Origin of the sequence: Paraburkholderia sp. SEWSISQ10-3 4 (genome assembly GCF_030464785.1) — a bacterium.
Lineage (GTDB): Bacteria > Pseudomonadota > Gammaproteobacteria > Burkholderiales > Burkholderiaceae > Paraburkholderia > Paraburkholderia aspalathi.
On the sequence record NZ_JALPRI010000019.1, the window covers coordinates 1 to 20,352 of the forward strand.

Annotated in this window: 34 protein-coding genes and 1 pseudogene; 33 read left to right on the top strand and 2 right to left on the bottom strand. The window is 58.8% G+C overall.

Features of this window, described 5'->3' with window-relative positions:
• The 32 genes and pseudogenes from M0D68_RS27265 to dsbD all read left to right on the top strand — a co-directional run.
• Positions 1-65 (top strand): annotated as a pseudogene (locus M0D68_RS27265) (elongation factor Tu); the annotation flags it as partial.
• 127 nt (positions 66-192) lie between these two features.
• On the top strand, positions 193-504 hold the full coding sequence (gene rpsJ / locus M0D68_RS27270; protein WP_006998489.1) for a 30S ribosomal protein S10: 312 nt from the start codon (positions 193-195) through the stop codon (positions 502-504).
• A gap of 201 nt (positions 505-705) precedes the next feature.
• On the top strand, positions 706-1,365 hold the full coding sequence (gene rplC, locus M0D68_RS27275; protein ID WP_007180137.1) for a 50S ribosomal protein L3: 660 nt from the start codon (positions 706-708) through the stop codon (positions 1,363-1,365).
• Positions 1,365-1,985 carry a 50S ribosomal protein L4 gene (gene rplD / locus M0D68_RS27280; protein ID WP_007180136.1) on the top strand — a complete coding sequence of 207 codons (621 nt, stop codon included), beginning with the start codon at positions 1,365-1,367 and terminating at the stop codon, positions 1,983-1,985. The genes rplC and rplD overlap by 1 nt, the downstream gene beginning before the upstream one ends.
• Positions 1,982-2,296: a 50S ribosomal protein L23 gene (gene rplW, locus M0D68_RS27285; RefSeq protein ID WP_007180135.1), complete on the top strand. Its 315-nt coding sequence runs from the start codon at positions 1,982-1,984 to the stop codon at positions 2,294-2,296. Before rplD ends, rplW begins: the two co-directional genes overlap by 4 nt.
• Before the next feature lie 2 nt (positions 2,297-2,298).
• A complete protein-coding gene (gene rplB, locus M0D68_RS27290; protein ID WP_063497538.1) occupies positions 2,299-3,126 on the top strand; it encodes a 50S ribosomal protein L2 in 828 nt (275 codons plus the stop codon).
• 10 nt (positions 3,127-3,136) lie between these two features.
• On the top strand, positions 3,137-3,412 hold the full coding sequence (gene rpsS / locus M0D68_RS27295; protein ID WP_054036552.1) for a 30S ribosomal protein S19: 276 nt from the start codon (positions 3,137-3,139) through the stop codon (positions 3,410-3,412).
• 7 nt (positions 3,413-3,419) lie between these two features.
• Entirely contained in the window at positions 3,420-3,752 is a 333-nt protein-coding gene (gene rplV / locus M0D68_RS27300; protein ID WP_197070230.1) for a 50S ribosomal protein L22, read from the top strand.
• Positions 3,753-3,763: 11 nt separating this feature from the next.
• Positions 3,764-4,570 (top strand): 30S ribosomal protein S3, encoded by an 807-nt coding sequence (rpsC, locus tag M0D68_RS27305; protein WP_011490053.1) that lies wholly within the window; start codon positions 3,764-3,766, stop codon positions 4,568-4,570.
• Positions 4,571-4,572: 2 nt separating this feature from the next.
• Entirely contained in the window at positions 4,573-4,989 is a 417-nt protein-coding gene (rplP, locus tag M0D68_RS27310) for a 50S ribosomal protein L16 (protein ID WP_007180131.1), read from the top strand.
• A 10-nt stretch (positions 4,990-4,999) separates the two neighbouring features.
• The gene (gene rpmC, locus M0D68_RS27315; RefSeq protein ID WP_007180130.1) at positions 5,000-5,194 is read left to right on the top strand and encodes a 50S ribosomal protein L29; all 195 of its coding nucleotides are present in this window, start codon (positions 5,000-5,002) and stop codon (positions 5,192-5,194) included.
• Positions 5,191-5,463 (top strand): 30S ribosomal protein S17, encoded by a 273-nt coding sequence (gene rpsQ, locus M0D68_RS27320; protein ID WP_007180129.1) that lies wholly within the window; start codon positions 5,191-5,193, stop codon positions 5,461-5,463. Before rpmC ends, rpsQ begins: the two co-directional genes overlap by 4 nt.
• Before the next feature lie 290 nt (positions 5,464-5,753).
• On the top strand, positions 5,754-6,122 hold the full coding sequence (gene rplN, locus M0D68_RS27325) for a 50S ribosomal protein L14 (RefSeq protein WP_006052212.1): 369 nt from the start codon (positions 5,754-5,756) through the stop codon (positions 6,120-6,122).
• 9 nt (positions 6,123-6,131) lie between these two features.
• The gene (gene rplX, locus M0D68_RS27330; RefSeq protein ID WP_028199569.1) at positions 6,132-6,440 is read left to right on the top strand and encodes a 50S ribosomal protein L24; all 309 of its coding nucleotides are present in this window, start codon (positions 6,132-6,134) and stop codon (positions 6,438-6,440) included.
• Between the two features lie 17 nt (positions 6,441-6,457).
• Positions 6,458-6,997, top strand: coding sequence for a 50S ribosomal protein L5 (gene rplE / locus M0D68_RS27335; RefSeq protein ID WP_006052214.1), 540 nt, complete (start codon positions 6,458-6,460; stop codon positions 6,995-6,997).
• 7 nt (positions 6,998-7,004) lie between these two features.
• Positions 7,005-7,310 carry a 30S ribosomal protein S14 gene (gene rpsN, locus M0D68_RS27340; RefSeq protein WP_006052215.1) on the top strand — a complete coding sequence of 102 codons (306 nt, stop codon included), beginning with the start codon at positions 7,005-7,007 and terminating at the stop codon, positions 7,308-7,310.
• 14 nt (positions 7,311-7,324) lie between these two features.
• A complete protein-coding gene (gene rpsH, locus M0D68_RS27345; protein WP_006052216.1) occupies positions 7,325-7,720 on the top strand; it encodes a 30S ribosomal protein S8 in 396 nt (131 codons plus the stop codon).
• An 18-nt stretch (positions 7,721-7,738) separates the two neighbouring features.
• Positions 7,739-8,269: a 50S ribosomal protein L6 gene (gene rplF / locus M0D68_RS27350; RefSeq protein ID WP_028199570.1), complete on the top strand. Its 531-nt coding sequence runs from the start codon at positions 7,739-7,741 to the stop codon at positions 8,267-8,269.
• A 12-nt stretch (positions 8,270-8,281) separates the two neighbouring features.
• Positions 8,282-8,647, top strand: a complete 366-nt coding sequence (rplR, locus tag M0D68_RS27355; RefSeq protein WP_006052218.1) for a 50S ribosomal protein L18 — start codon at positions 8,282-8,284, stop codon at positions 8,645-8,647.
• 14 nt (positions 8,648-8,661) lie between these two features.
• Entirely contained in the window at positions 8,662-9,180 is a 519-nt protein-coding gene (gene rpsE, locus M0D68_RS27360; protein ID WP_006052219.1) for a 30S ribosomal protein S5, read from the top strand.
• Positions 9,181-9,190: 10 nt separating this feature from the next.
• On the top strand, positions 9,191-9,373 hold the full coding sequence (gene rpmD / locus M0D68_RS27365; protein WP_007180126.1) for a 50S ribosomal protein L30: 183 nt from the start codon (positions 9,191-9,193) through the stop codon (positions 9,371-9,373).
• Positions 9,374-9,402: 29 nt separating this feature from the next.
• The gene (rplO, locus tag M0D68_RS27370) at positions 9,403-9,837 is read left to right on the top strand and encodes a 50S ribosomal protein L15 (protein WP_054036556.1); all 435 of its coding nucleotides are present in this window, start codon (positions 9,403-9,405) and stop codon (positions 9,835-9,837) included.
• 46 nt (positions 9,838-9,883) lie between these two features.
• Positions 9,884-11,230: a preprotein translocase subunit SecY gene (gene secY / locus M0D68_RS27375; protein ID WP_063497536.1), complete on the top strand. Its 1,347-nt coding sequence runs from the start codon at positions 9,884-9,886 to the stop codon at positions 11,228-11,230.
• An 8-nt stretch (positions 11,231-11,238) separates the two neighbouring features.
• Positions 11,239-11,457 (top strand): translation initiation factor IF-1, encoded by a 219-nt coding sequence (gene infA, locus M0D68_RS27380; RefSeq protein WP_004521905.1) that lies wholly within the window; start codon positions 11,239-11,241, stop codon positions 11,455-11,457.
• Positions 11,458-11,477: 20 nt separating this feature from the next.
• Positions 11,478-11,594, top strand: coding sequence for a 50S ribosomal protein L36 (gene rpmJ, locus M0D68_RS27385; protein ID WP_004199844.1), 117 nt, complete (start codon positions 11,478-11,480; stop codon positions 11,592-11,594).
• Between the two features lie 41 nt (positions 11,595-11,635).
• Positions 11,636-12,001 carry a 30S ribosomal protein S13 gene (gene rpsM, locus M0D68_RS27390; RefSeq protein WP_006052223.1) on the top strand — a complete coding sequence of 122 codons (366 nt, stop codon included), beginning with the start codon at positions 11,636-11,638 and terminating at the stop codon, positions 11,999-12,001.
• Between the two features lie 28 nt (positions 12,002-12,029).
• Positions 12,030-12,434 (top strand): 30S ribosomal protein S11, encoded by a 405-nt coding sequence (rpsK, locus tag M0D68_RS27395; RefSeq protein ID WP_006052224.1) that lies wholly within the window; start codon positions 12,030-12,032, stop codon positions 12,432-12,434.
• Between the two features lie 156 nt (positions 12,435-12,590).
• Entirely contained in the window at positions 12,591-13,214 is a 624-nt protein-coding gene (gene rpsD / locus M0D68_RS27400) for a 30S ribosomal protein S4 (RefSeq protein ID WP_027800372.1), read from the top strand.
• A gap of 124 nt (positions 13,215-13,338) precedes the next feature.
• A complete protein-coding gene (gene rpoA, locus M0D68_RS27405; protein WP_006052226.1) occupies positions 13,339-14,316 on the top strand; it encodes a DNA-directed RNA polymerase subunit alpha in 978 nt (325 codons plus the stop codon).
• A 182-nt stretch (positions 14,317-14,498) separates the two neighbouring features.
• On the top strand, positions 14,499-14,891 hold the full coding sequence (gene rplQ / locus M0D68_RS27410; protein ID WP_006052227.1) for a 50S ribosomal protein L17: 393 nt from the start codon (positions 14,499-14,501) through the stop codon (positions 14,889-14,891).
• A 196-nt stretch (positions 14,892-15,087) separates the two neighbouring features.
• Entirely contained in the window at positions 15,088-15,414 is a 327-nt protein-coding gene (cutA, locus tag M0D68_RS27415) for a divalent-cation tolerance protein CutA (RefSeq protein ID WP_256456501.1), read from the top strand.
• Positions 15,407-17,287, top strand: coding sequence for a protein-disulfide reductase DsbD (dsbD, locus tag M0D68_RS27420; RefSeq protein WP_266225950.1), 1,881 nt, complete (start codon positions 15,407-15,409; stop codon positions 17,285-17,287). Before cutA ends, dsbD begins: the two co-directional genes overlap by 8 nt.
• A 173-nt stretch (positions 17,288-17,460) precedes the next feature.
• On the opposite strand, the gene hemB is transcribed toward dsbD, so the two are convergent.
• Together hemB and yihA are read right to left on the bottom strand one after the other, a co-directional pair.
• Entirely contained in the window at positions 17,461-18,459 is a 999-nt protein-coding gene (gene hemB, locus M0D68_RS27425; protein ID WP_093643376.1) for a porphobilinogen synthase, read from the bottom strand.
• Between the two features lie 252 nt (positions 18,460-18,711).
• On the bottom strand, positions 18,712-19,365 hold the full coding sequence (yihA, locus tag M0D68_RS27430; RefSeq protein WP_175054086.1) for a ribosome biogenesis GTP-binding protein YihA/YsxC: 654 nt from the start codon (positions 19,363-19,365) through the stop codon (positions 18,712-18,714).
• A 216-nt stretch (positions 19,366-19,581) separates the two neighbouring features.
• On the opposite strand from yihA, the gene M0D68_RS27435 reads away from it, so the two are divergent.
• The gene (locus M0D68_RS27435) at positions 19,582-20,235 is read left to right on the top strand and encodes a cytochrome c (RefSeq protein WP_200621092.1); all 654 of its coding nucleotides are present in this window, start codon (positions 19,582-19,584) and stop codon (positions 20,233-20,235) included.
• Positions 20,236-20,352: the final 117 nt, after the last annotated feature.

Here is a 20,352-nt window from a genome sequence, read left to right on the forward strand (position 1 = left end):
GCTTCGCAATCCGCGAAGGCGGCCGTACGGTCGGCGCAGGTGTGGTTGCCAAGATTCTCGAGTAAAATCGAGGGTTGAAGTTGCAGTAAGTGGTGCCCGGAGCCGGGCGCCAGCGCCATAGCAGGTGCCCGGCTCTACGTTCTTTTACTATCTGGCGGCGCAATACCGCCTCGCTCTTTCCAAGGAATTGTCATGCAGAACCAGAAAATCCGCATTCGCCTGAAGGCTTTCGACTATCGCCTGATCGATCAATCGGCAGCTGAAATCGTCGACACGGCAAAGCGGACTGGCGCAATCGTTCGTGGTCCGGTGCCCCTGCCGACCCGCATTCAACGTTTCGACATCCTGCGTTCGCCGCACGTCAACAAGACGTCGCGCGATCAGCTCGAAATCCGTACGCACCAACGTCTGATGGACATCGTCGATCCGACGGACAAGACCGTCGACGCACTGATGAAGCTGGACCTGCCGGCTGGCGTGGACGTGGAAATCAAGCTCCAATAAGGCTTGTAGCGGTTGCCTGGCGTGCCGGGCAACGCTAAGTCATTGATTGCTTGCGGAAAACGAAAAGCCTCGCTATAATAGTGGGCTTTTCGCGCATTTGCGCAAAAAAGTCGGTGTGCTGCAGCGTGATTTCACGCCCGAAACGGCACCGGCATTTTGTAAATTAGCCCCGACCAATCGCAGTCGGGAATGGAGAAAACGATGAGCCTTGGACTCGTAGGTCGCAAGGTTGGCATGACCCGTATCTTCACGGCAGAAGGGGATTCGATTCCCGTTACCGTGCTGGACGTGTCCGACAACCGCGTGACGCAGATCAAGACTGTTGAAACCGACGGCTACACCGCCGTGCAGGTTGCATTCGGTACGCGCCGTGCATCGCGTGTGACGAAGCCGTTGGCCGGTCATCTCGCCAAAGCCGGTGTTCAAGCCGGTGAAATCCTCAAAGAATTCCAGATCGATGCTGCCAAGGCTGCCGAGTTGTCGAACGGCACCGTGGTCGGTCCCGACCTGTTCGAAGTAGGCCAAAAGGTCGACGTGCAAGGCGTGTCGATCGGTAAGGGCTACGCCGGTACCATCAAGCGTTACAACTTCGCATCCGGCCGTGCATCGCACGGTAACTCGCGCTCGCACAACGTGCCGGGTTCGATCGGTATGGCGCAGGATCCGGGTCGTGTTTTCCCGGGTAAGCGCATGACCGGTCACATGGGTGACGATACGGTAACCGTGCAAAACCTCGAAATCGCTCGTATCGACGCTGACCGCAAGCTGTTGCTGGTCAAGGGCGCCGTTCCGGGTGCGAAGGGTGGCAAGGTATTCGTTACGCCGGCCGTGAAGACGCGTGCCGTGAAAGGAGCGAAATAATGGAACTTAAGCTCCTGAATGCCAATGGTCAGGAAGGTGCAGGCGTTAGCGCGTCGGACGTAGTGTTCGGCCGCGATTACAACGAAGCCCTGATTCACCAGGTTGTGGTGGCGTATCAAGCGAATGCCCGTAGCGGTAACCGCGCGCAGAAGGACCGTGAGCAAGTCAAGCACACGACCAAGAAGCCGTGGCGCCAAAAGGGTACGGGTCGCGCCCGTGCCGGTATGTCGTCGAGCCCGTTGTGGCGCGGCGGTGGCCGGATCTTCCCGAATTCGCCGGAAGAAAACTTTTCGCACAAGGTTAACAAGAAGATGCATCGCGCAGGCCTCTGCTCGATCTTCTCGCAGCTGGCTCGCGAAGGCCGCATCTCGGTGGTTGACGAGCTGACGCTCGAAGCGCCGAAGACGAAGCTGCTGGCCGAAAAATTCAAGGCGATGGGTCTCGACTCCGTGCTGGTGATTACCGACACGGTTGACGAAAACCTGTACCTCGCGTCGCGCAACCTCGCCCATGTGGCAGTTGTCGAGCCGCGTTACGCCGACCCGCTGTCGCTGATCTACTTCAAGAAGATCCTGATCACGAAGGCTGCGGTCGCCCAGATCGAGGAGTTGCTGTCATGAGCGAGATTCGCAAGAACGATCATCGTTTGATGCAGGTCCTGCTCGCGCCGGTGATCTCCGAAAAGGCGACGCTGGTGGCCGACAAGAACGAGCAAGTTGTGTTCGAAGTCGCGCCCGATGCCACGAAGCAGGAAGTGAAAGCTGCAGTCGAGCTGCTGTTCAAGGTGGAAGTCAATTCCGTCAACGTGCTGGTCTCGAAGGGCAAAGCCAAGCGCTTTGGCCGCTTCATGGGCAAGCGCAAGGACGTGAAGAAGGCGTACGTCTGCCTGAAGCCCGGCCAGGAAATCAACTTTGAAGCGGAGGCCAAGTAATCATGGCAATCGTTAAAGTTAAGCCGACTTCGCCGGGTCGCCGTGCGATGGTCAAGGTGGTCAATAAGGATCTGCATAAGGGCAAGCCGTTCGCACCGCTGCTCGACTCGCAATCCACGACCGCCGGCCGTAATAACAACGGTCACATCACCACGCGTCATAAGGGTGGTGGTCACAAGCATCACTACCGTGTCGTCGATTTCCGTCGCAACAAGGACGGCATTCCGGCAAAGGTCGAACGTCTTGAGTACGATCCGAACCGTAGCGCGAACATCGCGCTGGTTCTGTACGCAGACGGCGAGCGCAAGTACATCATCGCTCCGAAGGGTGTGACGGTTGGTCAGCAACTGATGTCGGGTTCGGAAGCTCCGATCCGCGCAGGTAACACGCTGCCGATCCGCAACATTCCGGTCGGTACGACGATCCACTGCATCGAAATGCTGCCGGGCAAGGGCGCGCAAATGGCGCGTTCGGCTGGTACGTCGGCGATGTTGCTGGCTCGTGAAGGCATCTACGCACAGGTCCGCCTGCGCTCTGGTGAAATCCGCCGCGTTCACGTTGAATGCCGCGCGACGATTGGTGAAGTTGGCAACGAAGAGCACAGCCTCCGTCAAATCGGTAAGGCTGGCGCGAACCGCTGGCGCGGTATCCGCCCGACGGTGCGTGGCGTTGCAATGAACCCGGTCGATCACCCGCACGGTGGTGGTGAAGGCAAGACGGCTGCAGGTCGCGATCCGGTGAGCCCGTGGGGCACGCCTGCTAAGGGTTATCGCACCCGCAGCAACAAGCGCACGACGAGCATGATCGTCCAGCGCCGTCACAAGCGTTAAGGAGTAGGCAATGGCACGTTCTGTAAAAAAAGGTCCGTTCTGCGACGCCCATTTGCTGAAGAAAGTTGAGTCGGCAGCCGCTGCACGTGACAAGAAGCCGATCAAAACCTGGTCGCGTCGTTCGACGATTCTGCCGGATTTCATCGGTTTGACGATTGCTGTGCACAACGGACGTCAACACGTTCCGGTGTACATCTCGGAAAACATGGTCGGCCACAAGCTTGGCGAGTTTGCATTGACCCGGACGTTCAAGGGTCACGCAGCCGACAAGAAGGCTAAGAAATAAGGGGCTCATGATGGAAGTGAAAGCAATTCATCGCGGTGCCCGCATCTCGGCGCAGAAAACGCGCCTTGTGGCTGACCAGATCCGCGGTTTGCCGGTCGACAAGGCGCTGAACGTTCTGACGTTTTCGCCGAAGAAGGCTGCGGGAATCGTGAAAAAGGTCGTGCTGTCGGCGATCGCGAATGCGGAGCATAACGAAGGCGCCGATATCGACGAGCTCAAAGTAACGAGCATCATGGTCGACAAGGCTGCATCGCTCAAGCGTTTTACTGCGCGCGCTAAAGGCCGCGGTAACCGCATCGAGAAGCAATCCTGTCACATCACTGTGACGGTCGGGAATTAAGGGGTCATACGATGGGACAGAAAATTCATCCGACTGGCTTCCGTTTGGCCGTCAGCCGCAATTGGGCGTCGCGTTGGTACGCGAACAACAACAATTTCGCGGCGATGTTGCAGGAAGACATCGGTGTTCGTGAATACCTGAAGAAGAAGCTGAAAAACGCTTCGGTTGGTCGCGTCGTTATCGAGCGTCCGGCGAAAAACGCGCGCATCACGATTTATAGCTCGCGTCCGGGTGTCGTCATCGGTAAGAAGGGCGAGGATATCGAGCTGCTGAAGTCGGAACTGCAACGCCGCATGGGCGTTCCGGTCCACGTCAACATCGAAGAAATCCGCAAGCCGGAAACCGATGCGCAACTGATCGCTGACTCGATCACGCAACAACTCGAGCGCCGGATTATGTTCCGCCGCGCGATGAAGCGTGCGATGCAAAACGCAATGCGTCTGGGTGCTCAAGGCATCAAGATCATGAGCGCTGGCCGCCTGAACGGTATCGAAATCGCTCGTACGGAATGGTATCGCGAAGGTCGCGTGCCCCTTCATACGCTGCGTGCTGATATCGACTACGCAACTTCGGAAGCGAAGACGACGTACGGCATCATCGGCGTGAAGGTGTGGGTCTACAAGGGCGACACGCTCGGCCGCAACGACGCACCGGTGGTTGAAGAAGTCGCCGAAGAAAAGCGTCCGCGCCGTAACGCACGTCCGGGTGGCGATCGCCGTCCGCGTCGCGATGGTGAAGGTGGTGGCCCGGCAGGTGCACGCCGTGGCGCTCCCCGTCGTGCTGGCGGTGCCGGCGACGGCGGGAAGACTGGAGAATAACGATGCTGCAACCGAAACGCAGAAAGTATCGCAAAGAGCAGAAGGGTCGTAACACCGGTATCGCTACCCGCGGCAACGCGGTGTCGTTCGGTGAGTTCGGCCTGAAGGCTATCGGTCGTGGTCGTCTGACCGCGCGCCAGATTGAAGCGGCACGTCGTGCAATGACGCGTCACATCAAGCGTGGTGGCCGCATCTGGATCCGCATCTTCCCGGACAAGCCGATCTCGCACAAGCCGGCTGAAGTACGTATGGGTAACGGTAAAGGTAACCCTGAGTACTACGTCGCAGAGATTCAACCGGGCAAGATGCTGTACGAAATGGACGGCGTAACCGAAGAGCTGGCACGCGAAGCGTTCCGTCTGGCTGCAGCTAAGCTGCCGCTCAAGACGACGTTTATCGTGCGTCAGCTCGGCGCCTAAGGAGCAAATGATGAAGGCTTCCGAACTTCACCAGAAAGATCAGGCCGCGCTCAACAAGGAGCTGTCGGACCTGTTGAAGGCGCAATTCGGCCTGCGCATGCAACTCGCGACCCAGCAGCTCACGAACACGAGCCAGCTGAAGAAGGTTCGTCGCGACATCGCACGTGTGCGGACCGTCCTGACTGAGAAGGCGAACCAGAAATGAACGATAGCGTAAAAACCTCGCTCAAGCGGACGCTGGTCGGCAAGGTCGTCAGCAACAAGATGGACAAGACGGTCACCGTGCTGGTTGAGCACCGCGTGAAGCACCCGATCTACGGCAAGTACGTTGTGCGTTCGAAGAAGTACCACGCGCACGACGATGCGAACACGTACAACGAGGGTGACCTCGTTGAAATCCAGGAAACGCGTCCGATTTCGAAGACGAAAGCTTGGGTTGTGGCTCGCCTGGTCGAGGCTGCTCGCGTCATCTGACGCCGCAAAGTTGTAGAAGTAGTTGAAATCGCAGTAAGTTTCGCTTGCAAGACCGAGATTATTTGTTATAATCTCGGTCTTCCCTCTTTTATGGGAGCCCCGTCGCGGGCGAAGTTGGTGGGGGAAGCGGTGCAGGCGCCAGTCTGTTCCGAAGGATTCACCGGATTGCGATGGCGGGTTTCGTTTGCCGTCGCTGCTGTTCATACCCAAGCAGCCGATTGGCTGACGGGACCAAGACTGACCGGGTACGCCATGGTGGTGTGACCGGATTAAGTTGGGATAGATAAACCATGATCCAGACCGAAACTCGGCTTGAAGTGGCCGACAACACCGGTGCGCGTGAAGTCATGTGCATCAAGGTTCTCGGCGGCTCGAAGCGTCGTTATGCCAGCATTGGCGACATCATCAAGGTGACCGTCAAAGAAGCAACGCCGCGCGGGCGCGTGAAGAAAGGCGAAATTTACAACGCCGTGGTGGTTCGCACCGCCAAGGGCGTGCGCCGTCAGGACGGCTCGCTGATCAAGTTCGATGGCAATGCTGCAGTGCTGTTGAATGCCAAGCTCGAACCTATTGGCACCCGTATTTTCGGGCCTGTTACGCGCGAGTTGCGCAGCGAACGATTCATGAAGATCGTTTCGTTGGCACCTGAAGTGCTGTAAGGAGTCGCGATGAACAAGATTCGCAAAGGTGACGAAGTTATCGTCATCACCGGCAAAGATAAAGGCAAGCGCGGCGTCGTGCTGTCCGTTGGCGAAGACAAGGTAATTGTCGAGGGCATCAACCTCGTCAAGAAGCACGTCAAGCCGAACCCGATGAAGGGTACGACGGGTGGCGTGGAAGCCAAGACGATGCCGCTGCAAATTTCGAACGTCGCATTGGTCGACGCGAATGGCAAGGCGTCGCGTGTAGGCATCAAGGTCGAGGGAGACAAGAAAGTCCGTTTCCTTAAGACGACCGGTGCCGTGCTGAGCGCCTGACGCTGCGGAGTAAAAAAATGGCTCGTTTGCAAGAGTTTTACAAAGAGAAGGTTGTACCCGGCCTCATCGAGAAGTTCGGTTACAAGTCCGTGATGGAAGTGCCGCGCATCACCAAGATCACCCTGAACATGGGCCTTGGCGAAGCGGTTGCTGACAAGAAGATCATCGAAAACGCCGTTGGCGACCTGACGAAGATCGCAGGCCAGAAGCCGGTGATCACGAAGGCACGCAAGGCAATCGCTGGCTTCAAGATCCGTCAGGGCTATCCGATCGGTGCAATGGTCACGTTGCGTGGTCAGGCAATGTACGAATTTCTGGACCGTTTCGTGACGGTTGCGCTCCCCCGTGTGCGCGACTTCCGTGGCGTGTCGGGTCGTGCGTTCGATGGTCGCGGCAACTACAACATCGGTGTGAAAGAGCAGATCATTTTCCCCGAAATCGACTACGACAAGATCGACGCACTGCGTGGGCTGAACATCAGCATCACGACAACTGCGAAGACCGACGACGAAGCAAAGGCTCTGCTCGCCAGCTTCAAGTTCCCGTTCAGAAACTGAGGTTACCGTGGCTAAACTGGCACTGATCGAACGTGAAAAGAAGCGTGCTCGCCTGGCCGCTAAGTACGCTCCCAAGCGTGCTGAGCTGAAAGCGATCATCGGCGATATGAGCAAGTCGGACGAAGAGCATTACGCAGCACGTCTGGAACTGCAACAACTGCCGCGCAACTCTAACCCGACCCGTAAGCGCAATCGTTGCGCAATTACCGGTCGCCCGCGTGGCACGTTCCGTAAATTCGGGCTGGCGCGTAACAAGATTCGCGAAATCGCGTTCCGCGGCGAGATCCCTGGCCTGACCAAGGCGAGCTGGTAATAGGAGAAACGTAAATGAGCATGAGTGATCCTATCGCCGATATGCTGACTCGCATCCGCAATGCGCAGATGGTTGAGAAAGTTTCGGTGACAATGCCCTCGTCGAAAGTCAAGGTTGCGATTGCGCAGGTCCTTAAGGACGAAGGCTATATCGATGATTTCGCAGTGAAGTCCGAAGGTGCGAAGTCTGAATTGAACATCGTGTTGAAGTACTACGCTGGCCGTCCGGTGATCGAGCGCATTGAACGCGTTTCGAAGCCTGGTCTGCGTGTGTACCGCGGCCGTAACGACATCCCCGTGGTCATGAATGGCCTCGGCGTGGCAATCGTGTCGACGCCGAAGGGCGTGATGACGGACCGCAAGGCGCGTGCAACGGGCGTTGGCGGCGAAGTCATCTGCTACGTCGCTTAAGGCCGAAAGGAGAGAAACATGTCTCGAGTAGGTAAAAGCCCGATCGCGCTGCAAGGCGCAGAAGTGGCCCTGAGCGACGAACGCATTACCGTCAAGGGCCCGCTGGGTACGATTTCGCAGGCTGCAAACAGCCTCGTGAAGGTGGTGAACGACAACGGCACGCTGAAGTTTGAGCCGGTGGACGAAAGCCGCGAAGCGAATGCGATGTCGGGCACGATGCGCGCACTGGTTGCGAACATGGTGAACGGCGTGACGAAGGGTTTCGAGCGCAAGCTGACGCTGGTTGGCGTCGGTTACCGCGCACAGGCGCAAGGCGACAAGCTGAACCTGTCGCTGGGTTTCTCGCACCCCGTGGTGCACCAGATGCCGGAAGGCGTCAAGGCTGAAACCCCGACGCAAACCGAAATCGTGATCAAGGGGATCAATAAGCAACAAGTTGGCCAGGTCGCTGCAGAAGTGCGCGGCTATCGCCCGCCGGAGCCCTACAAGGGCAAGGGTGTGCGTTACGCCAACGAGGTTGTGATCCTCAAAGAAACGAAGAAGAAGTAAGGGTGCGCAATCATGGATAAGACTCAATCTCGCCTGCGCCGCGCTCGTCAGACGCGTATCAAGATCGCTGAGCTGCAGGTCGCGCGTCTCGCCGTGCATCGCACGAACACGCACATCTATGCGCAAGTGTTCTCGCCGTGCGGCACCAAGGTGCTCGCCAGCGCGTCGACGCTCGAAGCCGAAGTGCGTGCGCAACTGGCTGATCAGACTGGCAAGGGCGGCAACGTCGCCGCTGCGACCCTGATCGGTAAGCGCATTGCAGAAAAGGCTAAGGCTGCCGGCATCGAATCCGTCGCCTTCGACCGTTCGGGTTTCCGTTACCACGGCCGCGTGAAAGCGCTGGCTGATGCGGCGCGCGAAGCCGGACTCAAGTTCTAAGGGAAGAATTCGTCATGGCAAAGATGCAAGCGAAAGTTCAGGCTGACGAACGCGACGACGGCCTGCGCGAAAAGATGATTTCGGTCAACCGCGTGACCAAGGTTGTGAAGGGCGGCCGGATTCTCGGTTTTGCCGCACTGACCGTGGTCGGCGACGGTGATGGCCGCGTCGGTATGGGCAAGGGCAAGGCGAAGGAAGTGCCGGTCGCTGTTCAGAAGGCGATGGAACAGGCTCGCCGCAACATGTTCAAGGTGCCGCTTAAGAACGGTACCCTGCAACACGAAGTGCACGGTAAGCACGGCGCATCGATGGTCCTCCTCGCTCCGGCGAAGGACGGTACCGGTGTGATCGCTGGCGGCCCGATGCGCGCAGTGTTCGACGTGATGGGCGTGCAGAACGTTGTGGCCAAGAGCCACGGTTCGACGAACCCGTACAACCTCGTTCGTGCAACGCTCGACGGTCTGCGCAAGCAGTCGACGCCGGGTGATATCGCGGCGAAGCGCGGCAAGTCCGTCGAAGATATTCTGGGCTAAGGTGGACACCATGTCTGATAAAACTGTCAAGGTCCAGCTCGTCAAGAGCCTGATCGGCACCCGTGAAACGCACCGTGCAACGGTGCGTGGCTTGGGCCTGCGCCGACTCAACTCGGTTAGCGAGTTGCAGGACACGCCGGCTGTGCGCGGCATGATCAACAAGGTTTCGTACCTCGTTAAGGTCATCAGCTAAGCGGCTGACCAGGACTCAAGGAGTTGATAATGGAATTGAATAACCTGAAGCCGGCTGAAGGCTCGAAGCACGCTAAGCGTCGCGTCGGCCGTGGCATCGGCTCCGGTCTGGGCAAGACGGCTGGCCGCGGTCACAAGGGTCAGAAGTCGCGTTCGGGCGGCTTTCACAAGGTTGGCTTCGAAGGCGGTCAAATGCCGCTGCAACGTCGCCTGCCGAAGCGTGGCTTCACCTCGCTGACGAAGGAATTCGTCGGTGAAGTGCGTCTCTCTGATCTGGAAAAGCTGCCGGTCGACGAAATCGATCTGTTGGCTCTGAAGCAAGCCGGCCTGCTCGGCGAGCTGATCAAGAGCGCCAAGATCATCGCGACGGGCGAGCTTAAGCGCAAGATCGTTGTGAAGGGTCTGGGTGCGACGAAGGGTGCGCGCGCTGCTATTGAAGCAGCCGGCGGCTCTTTTGCCGAGTAACGCGCAAGTTATTTGCCGTCACTAGCATTTGCATCGGAGAAGGTACTTGGCTAACAGTCCGAGTCTCGCAAAACCCGGTCGCAGCGCGGCGAAGTTCGGCGATCTGCGTCGGCGTGCAGTATTCCTGCTGCTGGCGTTGATCGTCTACCGTATCGGCGCGCACATTCCGGTGCCGGGTATTGACCCGGACCAGCTGGCAAAGTTGTTCCAAAGCCAGTCGGGCGGCATCCTTGGCATGTTCAACATGTTTTCGGGTGGTGCACTTTCGCGGTTCACGATTTTTGCGCTGGGGATCATGCCGTACATTTCGGCGTCGATCATCATGCAGTTGCTGGCGATTGTCTCGCCGCAGCTGGAAGCGCTGAAAAAGGAAGGGCAGGCGGGTCAACGGAAGATTACGCAGTACACGCGTATCTTTACGGTCCTGCTGGCGACATTCCAGGCGTTCGGCATTGCCGTCGCACTGGAAAATCAGCCGGGCCTGGTGATCGATCCGGGGATGGTATTTCGGCTGACGACGGTCGTGACGCTGGTGACCGGCACGATGTTCCTGATGTGGCTGGGTGAGCAGATCACGGAACGCGGGCTTGGTAACGGTATCTCGATCATCATTTTCGGCGGTATTGCGGCGGGTTTCCCGAACGCAATCGGTGGTCTTTTCGAACTGGTGCGAACCGGCTCGATGAGCATCATCTCGGCGATTATCGTGGTCGCGCTGATTGCCGGTGTGACGTATCTGGTGGTGTTCATCGAACGCGGCCAGCGCAAGATTCTTGTGAATTACGCCAAGCGGCAAGTCGGTAACAAGATTTACGGCGGACAGTCTTCACATCTGCCGCTGAAGTTGAATATGTCGGGCGTGATTCCGCCGATCTTTGCATCGTCGATCATTCTCTTCCCGGCAACCATCCTGAACTGGTTTAGTTCGGGGTCGCGTACCAGCTGGTTCGCAGACACGTTGCACAACGTGGCCGAAGCCCTTAAGCCCGGTCAACCCGTGTACGTGTTGCTGTACGCGTTGGCGATCGTCTTCTTCTGCTTCTTCTACACCGCACTGGTGTTCAACAGCAGAGAAACGGCCGACAACCTGAAAAAGAGTGGCGCTTTCGTCCCAGGCATCCGCCCGGGCGATCAAACGGCGCGATACATCGACCGCATTCTCACGCGTCTGACGCTGGCTGGTGCGATCTACATCGTGTTTGTTTGTCTGCTGCCTGAATTTTTGGTACTGCGCTGGAACGTGCCGTTTTATTTTGGTGGAACGTCGCTGCTGATCATTGTCGTCGTCACAATGGATTTCATGGCGCAGGTGCAGTCGTACGTTATGTCGCAACAGTATGAATCGCTGCTGAAGAAAGCTAATTTCAAAGGCGGCGGCGTCCCGATGCGTTGAAAGGACTTATGGCCAAAGACGATGTTATCCAGATGCAGGGTGAAGTCATCGAAAACCTGCCTAACGCTACCTTTAGGGTGAAGCTGGAAAACGGCCATGTCGTATTGGGACACATATCCGGCAAGATGCGGATGCACTACATCCGAATCTTGCCGGGCGACAAGGTAACGGTTGAATTGACGCCTTACGATCTGTCGCGTGCGCGGATCGTGTTCCGGGCGAAGTGATTTGAAAAAAGGGTAATATCATGAAAGTGATGGCATCGGTTAAGCGCATTTGCCGCAATTGCAAGATCATCAAGCGCAAAGGCGTTGTGCGCGTGATTTGCAGCTCTGATCCGCGCCACAAACAGCGTCAAGGCTGAACGCCGCGCTTTTTGCTGCGCTTTTTGTTTGAGGAAAAACAATGGCTCGTATCGCAGGGGTTAACATCCCGAATCACCAGCATACCGAAATCGGCCTGACGGCAATTTACGGTATCGGCCGCACGCGCTCGCGCGACATCTGCGTCGCTGCTGGTGTGGCATTTTCGAAGAAGGTCAAGGACCTGAACGACGCAGACCTCGAAAAGCTGCGTGAAGAAGTCGGCAAGTTCATCGTTGAAGGCGATCTGCGCCGTGAAACGACGATGAACATCAAGCGCCTGATGGATCTCGGCTGCTACCGCGGCGTGCGTCATCGCAAGGGCCTGCCCCTGCGTGGCCAACGCACGCGTACGAATGCCCGTACGCGCAAGGGTCCGCGTCGTGCAGCGCAATCGCTGAAGAAGTAAGCGGAACTGACAGTTACAGGAAAACGTAATGGCTAAGGCTTCGAACAACTCCGCGGCGCAACGCGTTCGCAAGAAGGTCAAGAAGAACGTCGCCGAGGGCGTGGTTCACGTTCACGCGTCGTTCAACAACACCATCATCACGATCACCGATCGTCAAGGCAATGCACTTGCCTGGGCAACGTCGGGTGGTCAGGGCTTCAAGGGTTCGCGTAAATCGACCCCGTTTGCAGCCCAGGTGGCAGCTGAATCGGCTGGCCGCGTGGCGATGGAATACGGCGTGAAGAACCTCGAAGTGCGTATCAAGGGCCCCGGTCCTGGCCGCGAATCGGCGGTGCGCGCGTTGCATGGTCTTGGCATCAAGATCACCGCGATCTCCGACGTGACGCCGGTCCCGCACAACGGCTGCCGTCCGCCGAAGCGTCGTCGTATCTAAGACGCTGTTTTCGCTAGCGCCTGTTGCCGCCGGTGTTCAAGCCGGCGACCACAGGCTGCTTGCGCTATTGAATTGACTAAGCCCACCGTTCGACCCAAAGGGTTCGGACTAGCGCGAGTGGATGCATTCGTGTGATCAATCATAGAAGGAATCAACGTGGCACGTTATATCGGCCCTAAGGCCAAGCTGTCCCGCCGTGAAGGCACTGACCTCTTCCTGAAGAGCGCCCGTCGTTCGCTCGCTGACAAGTGCAAGCTTGACAGCAAGCCTGGCCAACATGGCCGCACGTCGGGTGCACGTACGTCCGACTACGGCACGCAGCTGCGCGAAAAGCAAAAAGTGAAGCGCATCTACGGTGTCCTCGAGCGTCAATTCCGCCGTTACTTCGCTGAAGCCGACCGCCTGAAGGGCAACACGGGTGAAAACCTGCTGCAATTGCTCGAATCGCGTCTCGACAACGTCGTGTATCGCATGGGCTTCGGCTCGACGCGTGCTGAAGCGCGTCAGCTCGTAAGCCACAAGGCGATCACGGTGAACGGCGTGGTGTCGAACATTCCGTCGATGCAAGTGAAGGCAGGCGACGTCGTCGCAGTGCGCGAACAAAAGAAGAAGCAGGCGCGTATTCTCGAAGCGCTGTCGCTGGCCGAGCAAGGCGGTCTGCCGAGCTGGGTCGCTGTCGATTCGAAGAAGTTCGAAGGCACGTTCAAGAGCAAGCCGGAACGCAGCGACATCGCTGGCGATATCAACGAAAGCCTGATCGTCGAATTGTATTCGCGGTAATCGGATTAACGGCCGGGGCACCCCGATTGCGTTGCGCAAGGGGGCGTCTCGGCTGTTTATTTTCAGGTTGTTACCGGTCAGCCTTATCGGTGTAACGAGCCGAGGGTATTGAAAAGGAAAACCTATGCAAACCAGTTTGTTGAAGCCCAAGATCATCGCTGTTGAATCGCTTGGTGAGAGCCACGCGAAAGTGGTCATGGAACCGTTTGAACGCGGTTACGGCCACACCTTGGGTAACGCGCTTCGGCGCGTGCTGCTGTCGTCGATGATCGGCTACGCGCCGACCGAAGTGACGATCGCAGGCGTCGTACATGAGTATTCGACGCTCGACGGTGTGCAAGAGGATGTGGTCAACCTGTTGTTGAACCTGAAGGGCGTAGTCTTCAAGCTGCATAACCGTGACGAAGTGACGGTTACGCTGCGCAAGGAAGGCGAAGGCGTTGTCACCGCTGGCGACATCGAACTCGCGCACGATTGCGAAGTGATCAACCCGGATCACGTGATTGCGCATTTGTCGAAGGGCGGTAAGCTCGACGTGCAGATCAAGGTCGAAAAGGGCCGTGGTTATGTGCCGGGCAATGTGCGTCGTTATGGCGAAGAGTCGGCCAAGATCATCGGCCGTATCGTGCTGGACGCGTCGTTCTCGCCGGTTCGCCGCGTGAGCTACGCCGTTGAAAGCGCGCGCGTCGAACAGCGTACCGACCTCGACAAGCTCGTGATGAACATCGAGACCAACGGTGTGATCTCGCCGGAAGAAGCGATCCGTCAATCGGCGCGTATTCTGGTTGATCAACTGTCGGTGTTCGCTGCACTGGAAGGCACCGAAGCAACGGCGGAAGCGCCGTCGCGTGCGCCGCAGATCGATCCGATCCTGCTGCGTCCAGTTGATGATCTCGAACTGACGGTTCGTTCCGCGAACTGCCTGAAGGCTGAGAACATTTACTACATCGGCGACCTGATCCAGCGCACGGAAAACGAGTTGCTCAAGACCCCGAACTTGGGTCGCAAGTCGTTGAACGAAATCAAGGAAGTACTGGCGTCGCGTGGTTTGACGCTCGGCATGAAACTCGAAAACTGGCCGCCGGCAGGTTTGGACAAGTAAGTCGAGTAGTAGTCTCGGGATAAGCCCCCGCCGCTGCACTGGCAAAGACGCGGATTTTCCTTTAAAATCCGCGTCTTGTCTTTTTTCACTACCGGCCCGTGCACTCGTCACCGTTGGGAAACCGAGGGTAGACCGAGCGCGATAGAAGAGCTGGACCAAAACTTTGAATCAAAGGAATTAACATGCGTCACCGTCATGGTTTGCGGAAACTGAACCGCACGAGCAGCCACCGTCTGGCAATGCTCCGTAACATGTCCAACTCGTTGATCGAGCACGAAGTCATCAAGACGACGCTGCCGAAGGCGAAAGAACTCCGTAAAGTCGTCGAGCCGCTGATCACGCTCGGCAAGAAGCCGTCGCTGGCAAATCGTCGTCTGGCGTTCAACCGCCTGCGCGATCGTGACTCGGTCACGAAGCTGTTCGAAGTTCTCGGCCCGCGTTACGCTACCCGTCCGGGCGGCTACCTGCGCGTCCTGAAGTTCGGTTTCCGCGTCGGCGACAACGCACCGATGGCACTGGTCGAATTGCTGGACCGTCCGGAAGTCGAAGAAGTTGAAGTGCAAGAAGCTGAGTAAGCTTTTTAGCATCGAAGAAAAAGCCAGGCGCCAAGCCTGGCTTTTTTGTTTATGGCGGCGAATTTCACTGCGGCATGTCGATCGCGGCGGCCAAATGCCGCATGCTTGCTGCGCGGGCGTCTGCGGCTTCGCAAGGCTAGGTGATACGATATTGGCACTTGAATTGTGCGTGTCTGGAGCCTTCGTGAGCGCGAGCTTGAATGTGACCTTGATTCTGACCACGGTACCGGATGCCGCCGCTGCTCAGAAGCTCGCCACAGATGCGTTGGCCGCGCGGCTATGCGCCTGCGTCACGCAGTTGGGCACGGTGCAGTCCAGCTATCACTGGCAGGGCGCGGTCGAAACAGCGCAGGAGATCCAGTTGCTGTTCAAGACAAGCGCGGCACGCGCGCTCGAACTCGAGCAATACATTCAGGCGCACCATCCCTACGACACGCCGGAAATCCTCTCGTGGCAAGCTACGGCATCGGCCGCGTACGGCCAATGGATCACTGCGGAAACCCAACGTCCTCTCCATGTTTAACGGTCTCAATCGACGTGCGCGCCACGCGTTGCGCGCAGTCTTCGTCCTGCTCGGCTGCCTGGTCTTTGCGCAGTTCAGCACGCTTGCCCGCGCTGCGGACGACTTCCTCGATCCCGCCGTCGCCTTCAAATTCAGCGCAACCGAGAAGCCGGGCGAAATCGACGTCACGTACAAAATCGCGGATGGTTACTACATGTATCGCGAGCGCTTCGCGTTCGCGACCCGCAACGGCACGACGACGATTGGCGAGCCCCAATTGCCGGCCGGTCATGTCAAGTTCGATCAGACCTTCAACAAGAACGTTGAGACGTATCGCAATGAGCTGACGATCCGCATCCCGGTGAAACAGGCCCAGGGGCCGTTCGACCTGGCCGTCACGTCTCAGGGCTGTGCCGATGCAGGCATCTGCTATCCGCCAATGGAGCGCGTGTACCACGTGAGCGGCGAGGCTTTGCAGCCCGCCGGCAGTGCGGCGGCTACCGCCGCCACGCAGCTATCCGCAGCGGCCGGCGCGCCGTGGTATGAGCGCGCCACCAGCGCCGACTATGCGCAATCGCTGCTGCAAGGCGGTGGCTTCTTCGCGATCATCGGGCTCTATTTCGTGGCCGGCGCCGTGCTCAGCCTGCTGCCGTGCTCCTATCCGATGATCCCGATCCTGTCGGCAATCATCATTGGTGAAGGCGCGCGGGTGACGCGTGCCCGCGGCTTTGCCTTGTCGCTGGCCTATGTGATCGGCATGGCGCTCGTGTACACGGCGCTTGGCATTGCGGCCGCACTCGTTGGGCAGAGCCTTGGCGCGTGGCTGCAGAACCCGTGGGTGCTCGGTACATTCGGTGTATTGCTGACCGTTTTCGCCTTGACGCTGATCGCTGGCTTCGACATCGCGTTGCCGCAGCGCTGGCAGGATGGCGTGTCGCGCGCGTCGACTGGACGTTCCGGCGGCAAGTTTGCCGCTGTCGCTGTTATGGGGGCGTTGTCCGCGCTGGTGGTCGGGGCCTGCATGACCGCGCCGCTTTTTGCTGTGCTGGCATTCATCGCGCATACGGGCGACGCGTTGCTCGGTGGCGCGGCGCTATTCTCGATGGGGCTAGGGCTCGGCGTGCCGCTCCTGATCATCGGTCTTGGCGCCGGTACTTTGCTGCCGCGCGCCGGCGCATGGATGGACGGCGTCAAGGTGTTTTTCGGCGTGGTGCTGCTTGCAGCGGCCCTGTGGATCGTCTGGCCGGTGCTTGGTGCGGCCGCGACCATGCTGTTGAGCGCGTTGTGGCTGCTGATTGCCGCAGCCGGGCTTGGTCTTTTCTCGGCCCCAGCGGTGGCCGCTTCGGTGTGGCGCCGGCTTGGCCGTGGTATCGGAGCGGCGCTGGCAATCTGGGCCGCGGTGCTGCTGGTTGGCCTGGCAGCGGGCTCGTCCGATCCTCTGCGTCCGCTAGCGGTCCTGGCCGCGCGTGGCGGTGGGGACGCCAACCTTAGCGTGGCAAACGCCTCCAACAAGCCCAATACAGCGTCACAGAGCGATCTGACGTTCGCTTCGGTTCGTTCCTCGACCGAGCTCGACGAGGCCGTCAAAACGGCTGCGCAGCCCGCTATGCTCGATTTTTACGCAGACTGGTGCGTGAGCTGCAAAGAGATGGAGAAGTTCACGTTCAGCGATCCGCGCGTTCAGGCGAAGTTGAAGCAGATGAACCTGCTACGCGCCGACGTGACCGCGAATAACGCCGACGACCAGATGCTGCTCAAGCGCTTCAGCCTGTTCGGGCCGCCGGGCATCATCTTTTTCGACCAGGGCGGCAAGGAAGTGCTTCGCGTCGTCGGCTACGAGTCCGCGGACAAGTTTTTGCGCACCCTCGATCGCGCCAACGCGCCCGGGGCGTAACGGAAAGCAGCTAGGCCGCCTGAGCGCACAAAAAAACCCGCACCCCCGACGCGCCCGCAAAAAAACGCGCGCCAGAACACGCATAAAAAACGGAGGCACGACTTAAAGTCGGCCTCCGTTTTTTTTGGGGCGTTGTCAGAAGACTAGCGTCGCCGATAAAGCAACACGTTAAATCACTTCTGCGAGCGCAAAATCCGCGCGGCATCCAGCGCGAAGTAGGTCAGCACGCCATCCGCGCCTGCCCGCTTGAACGCCAGCAGCGATTCCATCATCGCCTTGTCGTGATCGAGCCAGCCATTTTGCGCGGCCGCCTTCAGCATCGCGTATTCGCCGCTGACCTGATACACGTAGGTCGGAAACTTGAACTCGTCCTTCACACGACGCACGATGTCCAGATACGGCATGCCCGGCTTGACCATCACCATATCCGCGCCTTCTTCGATGTCCGCCTGCACTTCGCGCAACGCTTCATCCGAGTTGGCCGGGTCCATCTGGTAGGTCATCTTGTTGCCCTTGCCGAGGTTCGTCGCGGAACCGACGGCATCGCGGAACGGGCCGTAAAACGCCGACGCAAACTTTGCTGCATAAGCCATGATGCGCGTGTGGATATGTCCCTCGCTCTCGAGCATTTCGCGGATCGCGCCGATGCGGCCGTCCATCATGTCCGAGGGCGCAACGATATCGACGCCCGCTTCAGCTTGCACACGCGCCTGTTCCACGAGGATCTCGACGGTCTCGTCGTTGATCACGTAGCCCGCTTCGTCCAGCACGCCGTCCTGGCCGTGGCTCGTGTACGGATCGAGCGCGACGTCGGTCAACACGCCGAGGTCGGGAAAGTTCTTTTTCAGTTCGCGAACCGCGCGCGGAATCAGGCCGGCCGGGTTGGTCGCCTCGCGGCCATCAGGCGTTTTCAAGGAGGGGTCGATTGCCGGAAAGAGCGCCAGTACCGGCACGCCCAGCTCGACACATTGCTCGGCCACGCCCATCAGCAGATCCACCGACACACGCTCGACGCCAGGCATCGACGGTACGGCTTGCCGCACGTTGGTGCCTTCGACGATAAACACGGGATAGATCAGATCGTTGGTGGTGAGGATGTTTTCTCGCATCAGGCGGCGCGAGAAGTCGTCACGGCGCATACGGCGCGGACGGTAGTGCGGAAAGAAGCTCATAACCGAATCGAGGAAACGTGGATGTGTGGAGTGGGCGAGTAACGCGTGCCTCCGCTCCCGGAAACTTTTCGAGACAATGGTATATCATACCGATCGAGCAAGGCGCCCTGCGCTGACCTCCCCGCTTCTCCTCCCTGAGCGGGTGCCTGTCGTTTTTTCGATTAGGCTGTTTGACCCGCCGTTAAAGCGGCGGGTTTTTTTATGGGCGGCCGGAATGGCGTTTTTTTGCCTGGATTCGTACCCGCCGCGCGATTACTGCGGCGCGTCCGTTTCGCCCTTCGCCTCGGGGATCAGCCAGCTTTCGATCAGTTCATGCGCTTCGTCGATGCCGACGCGCTTGAGCGCCGAGAAGAGCTGCGCGGTCAATTCCCCCTGGTAGCCAGCGGCGCGATATTCGGCCAAACCTTTCTGCGTTGCGCGCAAGGCGTTGACGCTTTCCTGACGCGTCAATTTGTCGCACTTCGTCAGCAGCGTGTGGATCGGCTTGCCGGTCGGCGCGAACCACTCGATCATCCGCCGGTCCAGGTCCGTCAACGGGCGGCGCGAGTCCATCATCAGGATCATGCCGCGCAGTTGCGAGCGCGATTGCAGGTAGGTGGAGAGCAGCGCTTCCCAGTGGGCCTTGGCTGCGCCCGGCACTTCCGCATAGCCGTATCCCGGCAGGTCGACCAGATGTGCAGTCGGCTCATCCTCCTTGCCCACCGAGAAATAGTTGATGTGCTGGGTGCGGCCAGGCGTCTTACTGGCGAACGCCAGACGCTTCTGATTGCACAGAATATTGATGGCCGTGGACTTGCCCGCATTCGAGCGTCCCGCAAAGCAGATCTCGGGTTGCGCGGTGGCCGGCAGATCACGCAAGTGATTGACGGTCGTGAAAAAGCGGGATTGGTGGAGCAGGAAGGACATGATCAGGCCGGTATTCGAGACGCCGGGGAACCCGGAGTGGGGACGGGTCAAGCCCGACTGGCGTCTTAGCGATTAGCGAGTTATTGTACAATACGATGGTTTACTGAAAACCTGAGGGGGCCAGCCCGCGTGCCTTGGCGGCTCTTTGCGGTCACTCAGTCGCTGTCGTATCTTGCAAAACCTCTAAAATCCCACAAGACGAGACAGGGTGTGCGAATGAATCGACTGTGCAAGACTCTGATGGTGCTTCAAGTAGCGGCAGGTCTTTCAGGTTTGGCAATTCAGGCACGAGCAGCAGATCCGGCAAAGCCGGACGTCAATCGGGGGCAGGCAATCGCAGTGCAGGTTTGCGCGACATGTCACGGTGCAGACGGCAACAGTGCTGGCGGTGCGTATCCAAAGCTGGCGGGTCAGCATCCCGAGTATCTCGTCAAGCAACTGATGGATTTCAAAACGCAGCCGGGCGCCAAGCAGCCCGCGCGCAACAATGCGATCATGGCGGGCATGGCCGCGGCGCTGTCCGATCAGGACGTGGTCAACGTGGCTGCTTATTTTTCGACGCAGACCCCGAAGCCAGGCTACGCGCATAACAAGGACACCGTCCCGCTCGGCCAGAAGATTTACCGCGGCGGTATTGCGGACAAGGGAATACCGGCGTGCGCAAGCTGCCACGGGCCGACCGGTCAGGGGATTCCGTCGCAGTATCCGCGTCTTTCGGGCCAGTGGGCCGAATACACGGTGGCGCAGTTGACCGCGTTCACGCAGGGTCCGGGCGCACGTAACAACAATGAGGCGATGCACGCTATTGCATCGCGTCTGTCGGACAGCGAGATCAAGGCTGTAGCCGATTACATCGCGGGCTTGCACTAAGAAGTCCGCACGCAAGCAACCACCGGCCCGGCGAGGCCGGTACAAAACAAGAAAAGGGTGAGGGCGTCGTGTTTACGACAGCCCTTCACCCTTTTTTGCTGTTCAGTCGGAGTATGA

Bases quoted from the DNA above. Each gene is read 5' to 3' on its own strand.
- rpsJ (WP_006998489.1), top strand. From the start codon at position 193: ATGCAGAACCAGAAAATCCGCATTCGCCTGAAGGCTTTCGACTATCGC.
- rplC (WP_007180137.1), top strand. From the start codon at position 706: ATGAGCCTTGGACTCGTAGGTCGCAAGGTTGGCATGACCCGTATCTTC.
- rplD (WP_007180136.1), top strand. From the start codon at position 1,365: ATGGAACTTAAGCTCCTGAATGCCAATGGTCAGGAAGGTGCAGGCGTT.
- rplW (WP_007180135.1), top strand. From the start codon at position 1,982: ATGAGCGAGATTCGCAAGAACGATCATCGTTTGATGCAGGTCCTGCTC.
- rplB (WP_063497538.1), top strand. From the start codon at position 2,299: ATGGCAATCGTTAAAGTTAAGCCGACTTCGCCGGGTCGCCGTGCGATG.
- rpsS (WP_054036552.1), top strand. From the start codon at position 3,137: ATGGCACGTTCTGTAAAAAAAGGTCCGTTCTGCGACGCCCATTTGCTG.
- rplV (WP_197070230.1), top strand. From the start codon at position 3,420: ATGATGGAAGTGAAAGCAATTCATCGCGGTGCCCGCATCTCGGCGCAG.
- rpsC (WP_011490053.1), top strand. From the start codon at position 3,764: ATGGGACAGAAAATTCATCCGACTGGCTTCCGTTTGGCCGTCAGCCGC.
- rplP (WP_007180131.1), top strand. From the start codon at position 4,573: ATGCTGCAACCGAAACGCAGAAAGTATCGCAAAGAGCAGAAGGGTCGT.
- rpmC (WP_007180130.1), top strand. From the start codon at position 5,000: ATGAAGGCTTCCGAACTTCACCAGAAAGATCAGGCCGCGCTCAACAAG.
- rpsQ (WP_007180129.1), top strand. From the start codon at position 5,191: ATGAACGATAGCGTAAAAACCTCGCTCAAGCGGACGCTGGTCGGCAAG.
- rplN (WP_006052212.1), top strand. From the start codon at position 5,754: ATGATCCAGACCGAAACTCGGCTTGAAGTGGCCGACAACACCGGTGCG.
- rplX (WP_028199569.1), top strand. From the start codon at position 6,132: ATGAACAAGATTCGCAAAGGTGACGAAGTTATCGTCATCACCGGCAAA.
- rplE (WP_006052214.1), top strand. From the start codon at position 6,458: ATGGCTCGTTTGCAAGAGTTTTACAAAGAGAAGGTTGTACCCGGCCTC.
- rpsH (WP_006052216.1), top strand. From the start codon at position 7,325: ATGAGCATGAGTGATCCTATCGCCGATATGCTGACTCGCATCCGCAAT.
- rplF (WP_028199570.1), top strand. From the start codon at position 7,739: ATGTCTCGAGTAGGTAAAAGCCCGATCGCGCTGCAAGGCGCAGAAGTG.
- rplR (WP_006052218.1), top strand. From the start codon at position 8,282: ATGGATAAGACTCAATCTCGCCTGCGCCGCGCTCGTCAGACGCGTATC.
- rpsE (WP_006052219.1), top strand. From the start codon at position 8,662: ATGGCAAAGATGCAAGCGAAAGTTCAGGCTGACGAACGCGACGACGGC.
- rpmD (WP_007180126.1), top strand. From the start codon at position 9,191: ATGTCTGATAAAACTGTCAAGGTCCAGCTCGTCAAGAGCCTGATCGGC.
- rplO (WP_054036556.1), top strand. From the start codon at position 9,403: ATGGAATTGAATAACCTGAAGCCGGCTGAAGGCTCGAAGCACGCTAAG.
- infA (WP_004521905.1), top strand. From the start codon at position 11,239: ATGGCCAAAGACGATGTTATCCAGATGCAGGGTGAAGTCATCGAAAAC.
- rpmJ (WP_004199844.1), top strand. From the start codon at position 11,478: ATGAAAGTGATGGCATCGGTTAAGCGCATTTGCCGCAATTGCAAGATC.
- rpsM (WP_006052223.1), top strand. From the start codon at position 11,636: ATGGCTCGTATCGCAGGGGTTAACATCCCGAATCACCAGCATACCGAA.
- rpsK (WP_006052224.1), top strand. From the start codon at position 12,030: ATGGCTAAGGCTTCGAACAACTCCGCGGCGCAACGCGTTCGCAAGAAG.
- rpoA (WP_006052226.1), top strand. From the start codon at position 13,339: ATGCAAACCAGTTTGTTGAAGCCCAAGATCATCGCTGTTGAATCGCTT.
- rplQ (WP_006052227.1), top strand. From the start codon at position 14,499: ATGCGTCACCGTCATGGTTTGCGGAAACTGAACCGCACGAGCAGCCAC.
- dsbD (WP_266225950.1), top strand. From the start codon at position 15,407: ATGTTTAACGGTCTCAATCGACGTGCGCGCCACGCGTTGCGCGCAGTC.
- hemB (WP_093643376.1), bottom strand. From the start codon at position 18,459: ATGAGCTTCTTTCCGCACTACCGTCCGCGCCGTATGCGCCGTGACGAC.
- yihA (WP_175054086.1), bottom strand. From the start codon at position 19,365: ATGTCCTTCCTGCTCCACCAATCCCGCTTTTTCACGACCGTCAATCAC.
- M0D68_RS27435 (WP_200621092.1), top strand. From the start codon at position 19,582: ATGAATCGACTGTGCAAGACTCTGATGGTGCTTCAAGTAGCGGCAGGT.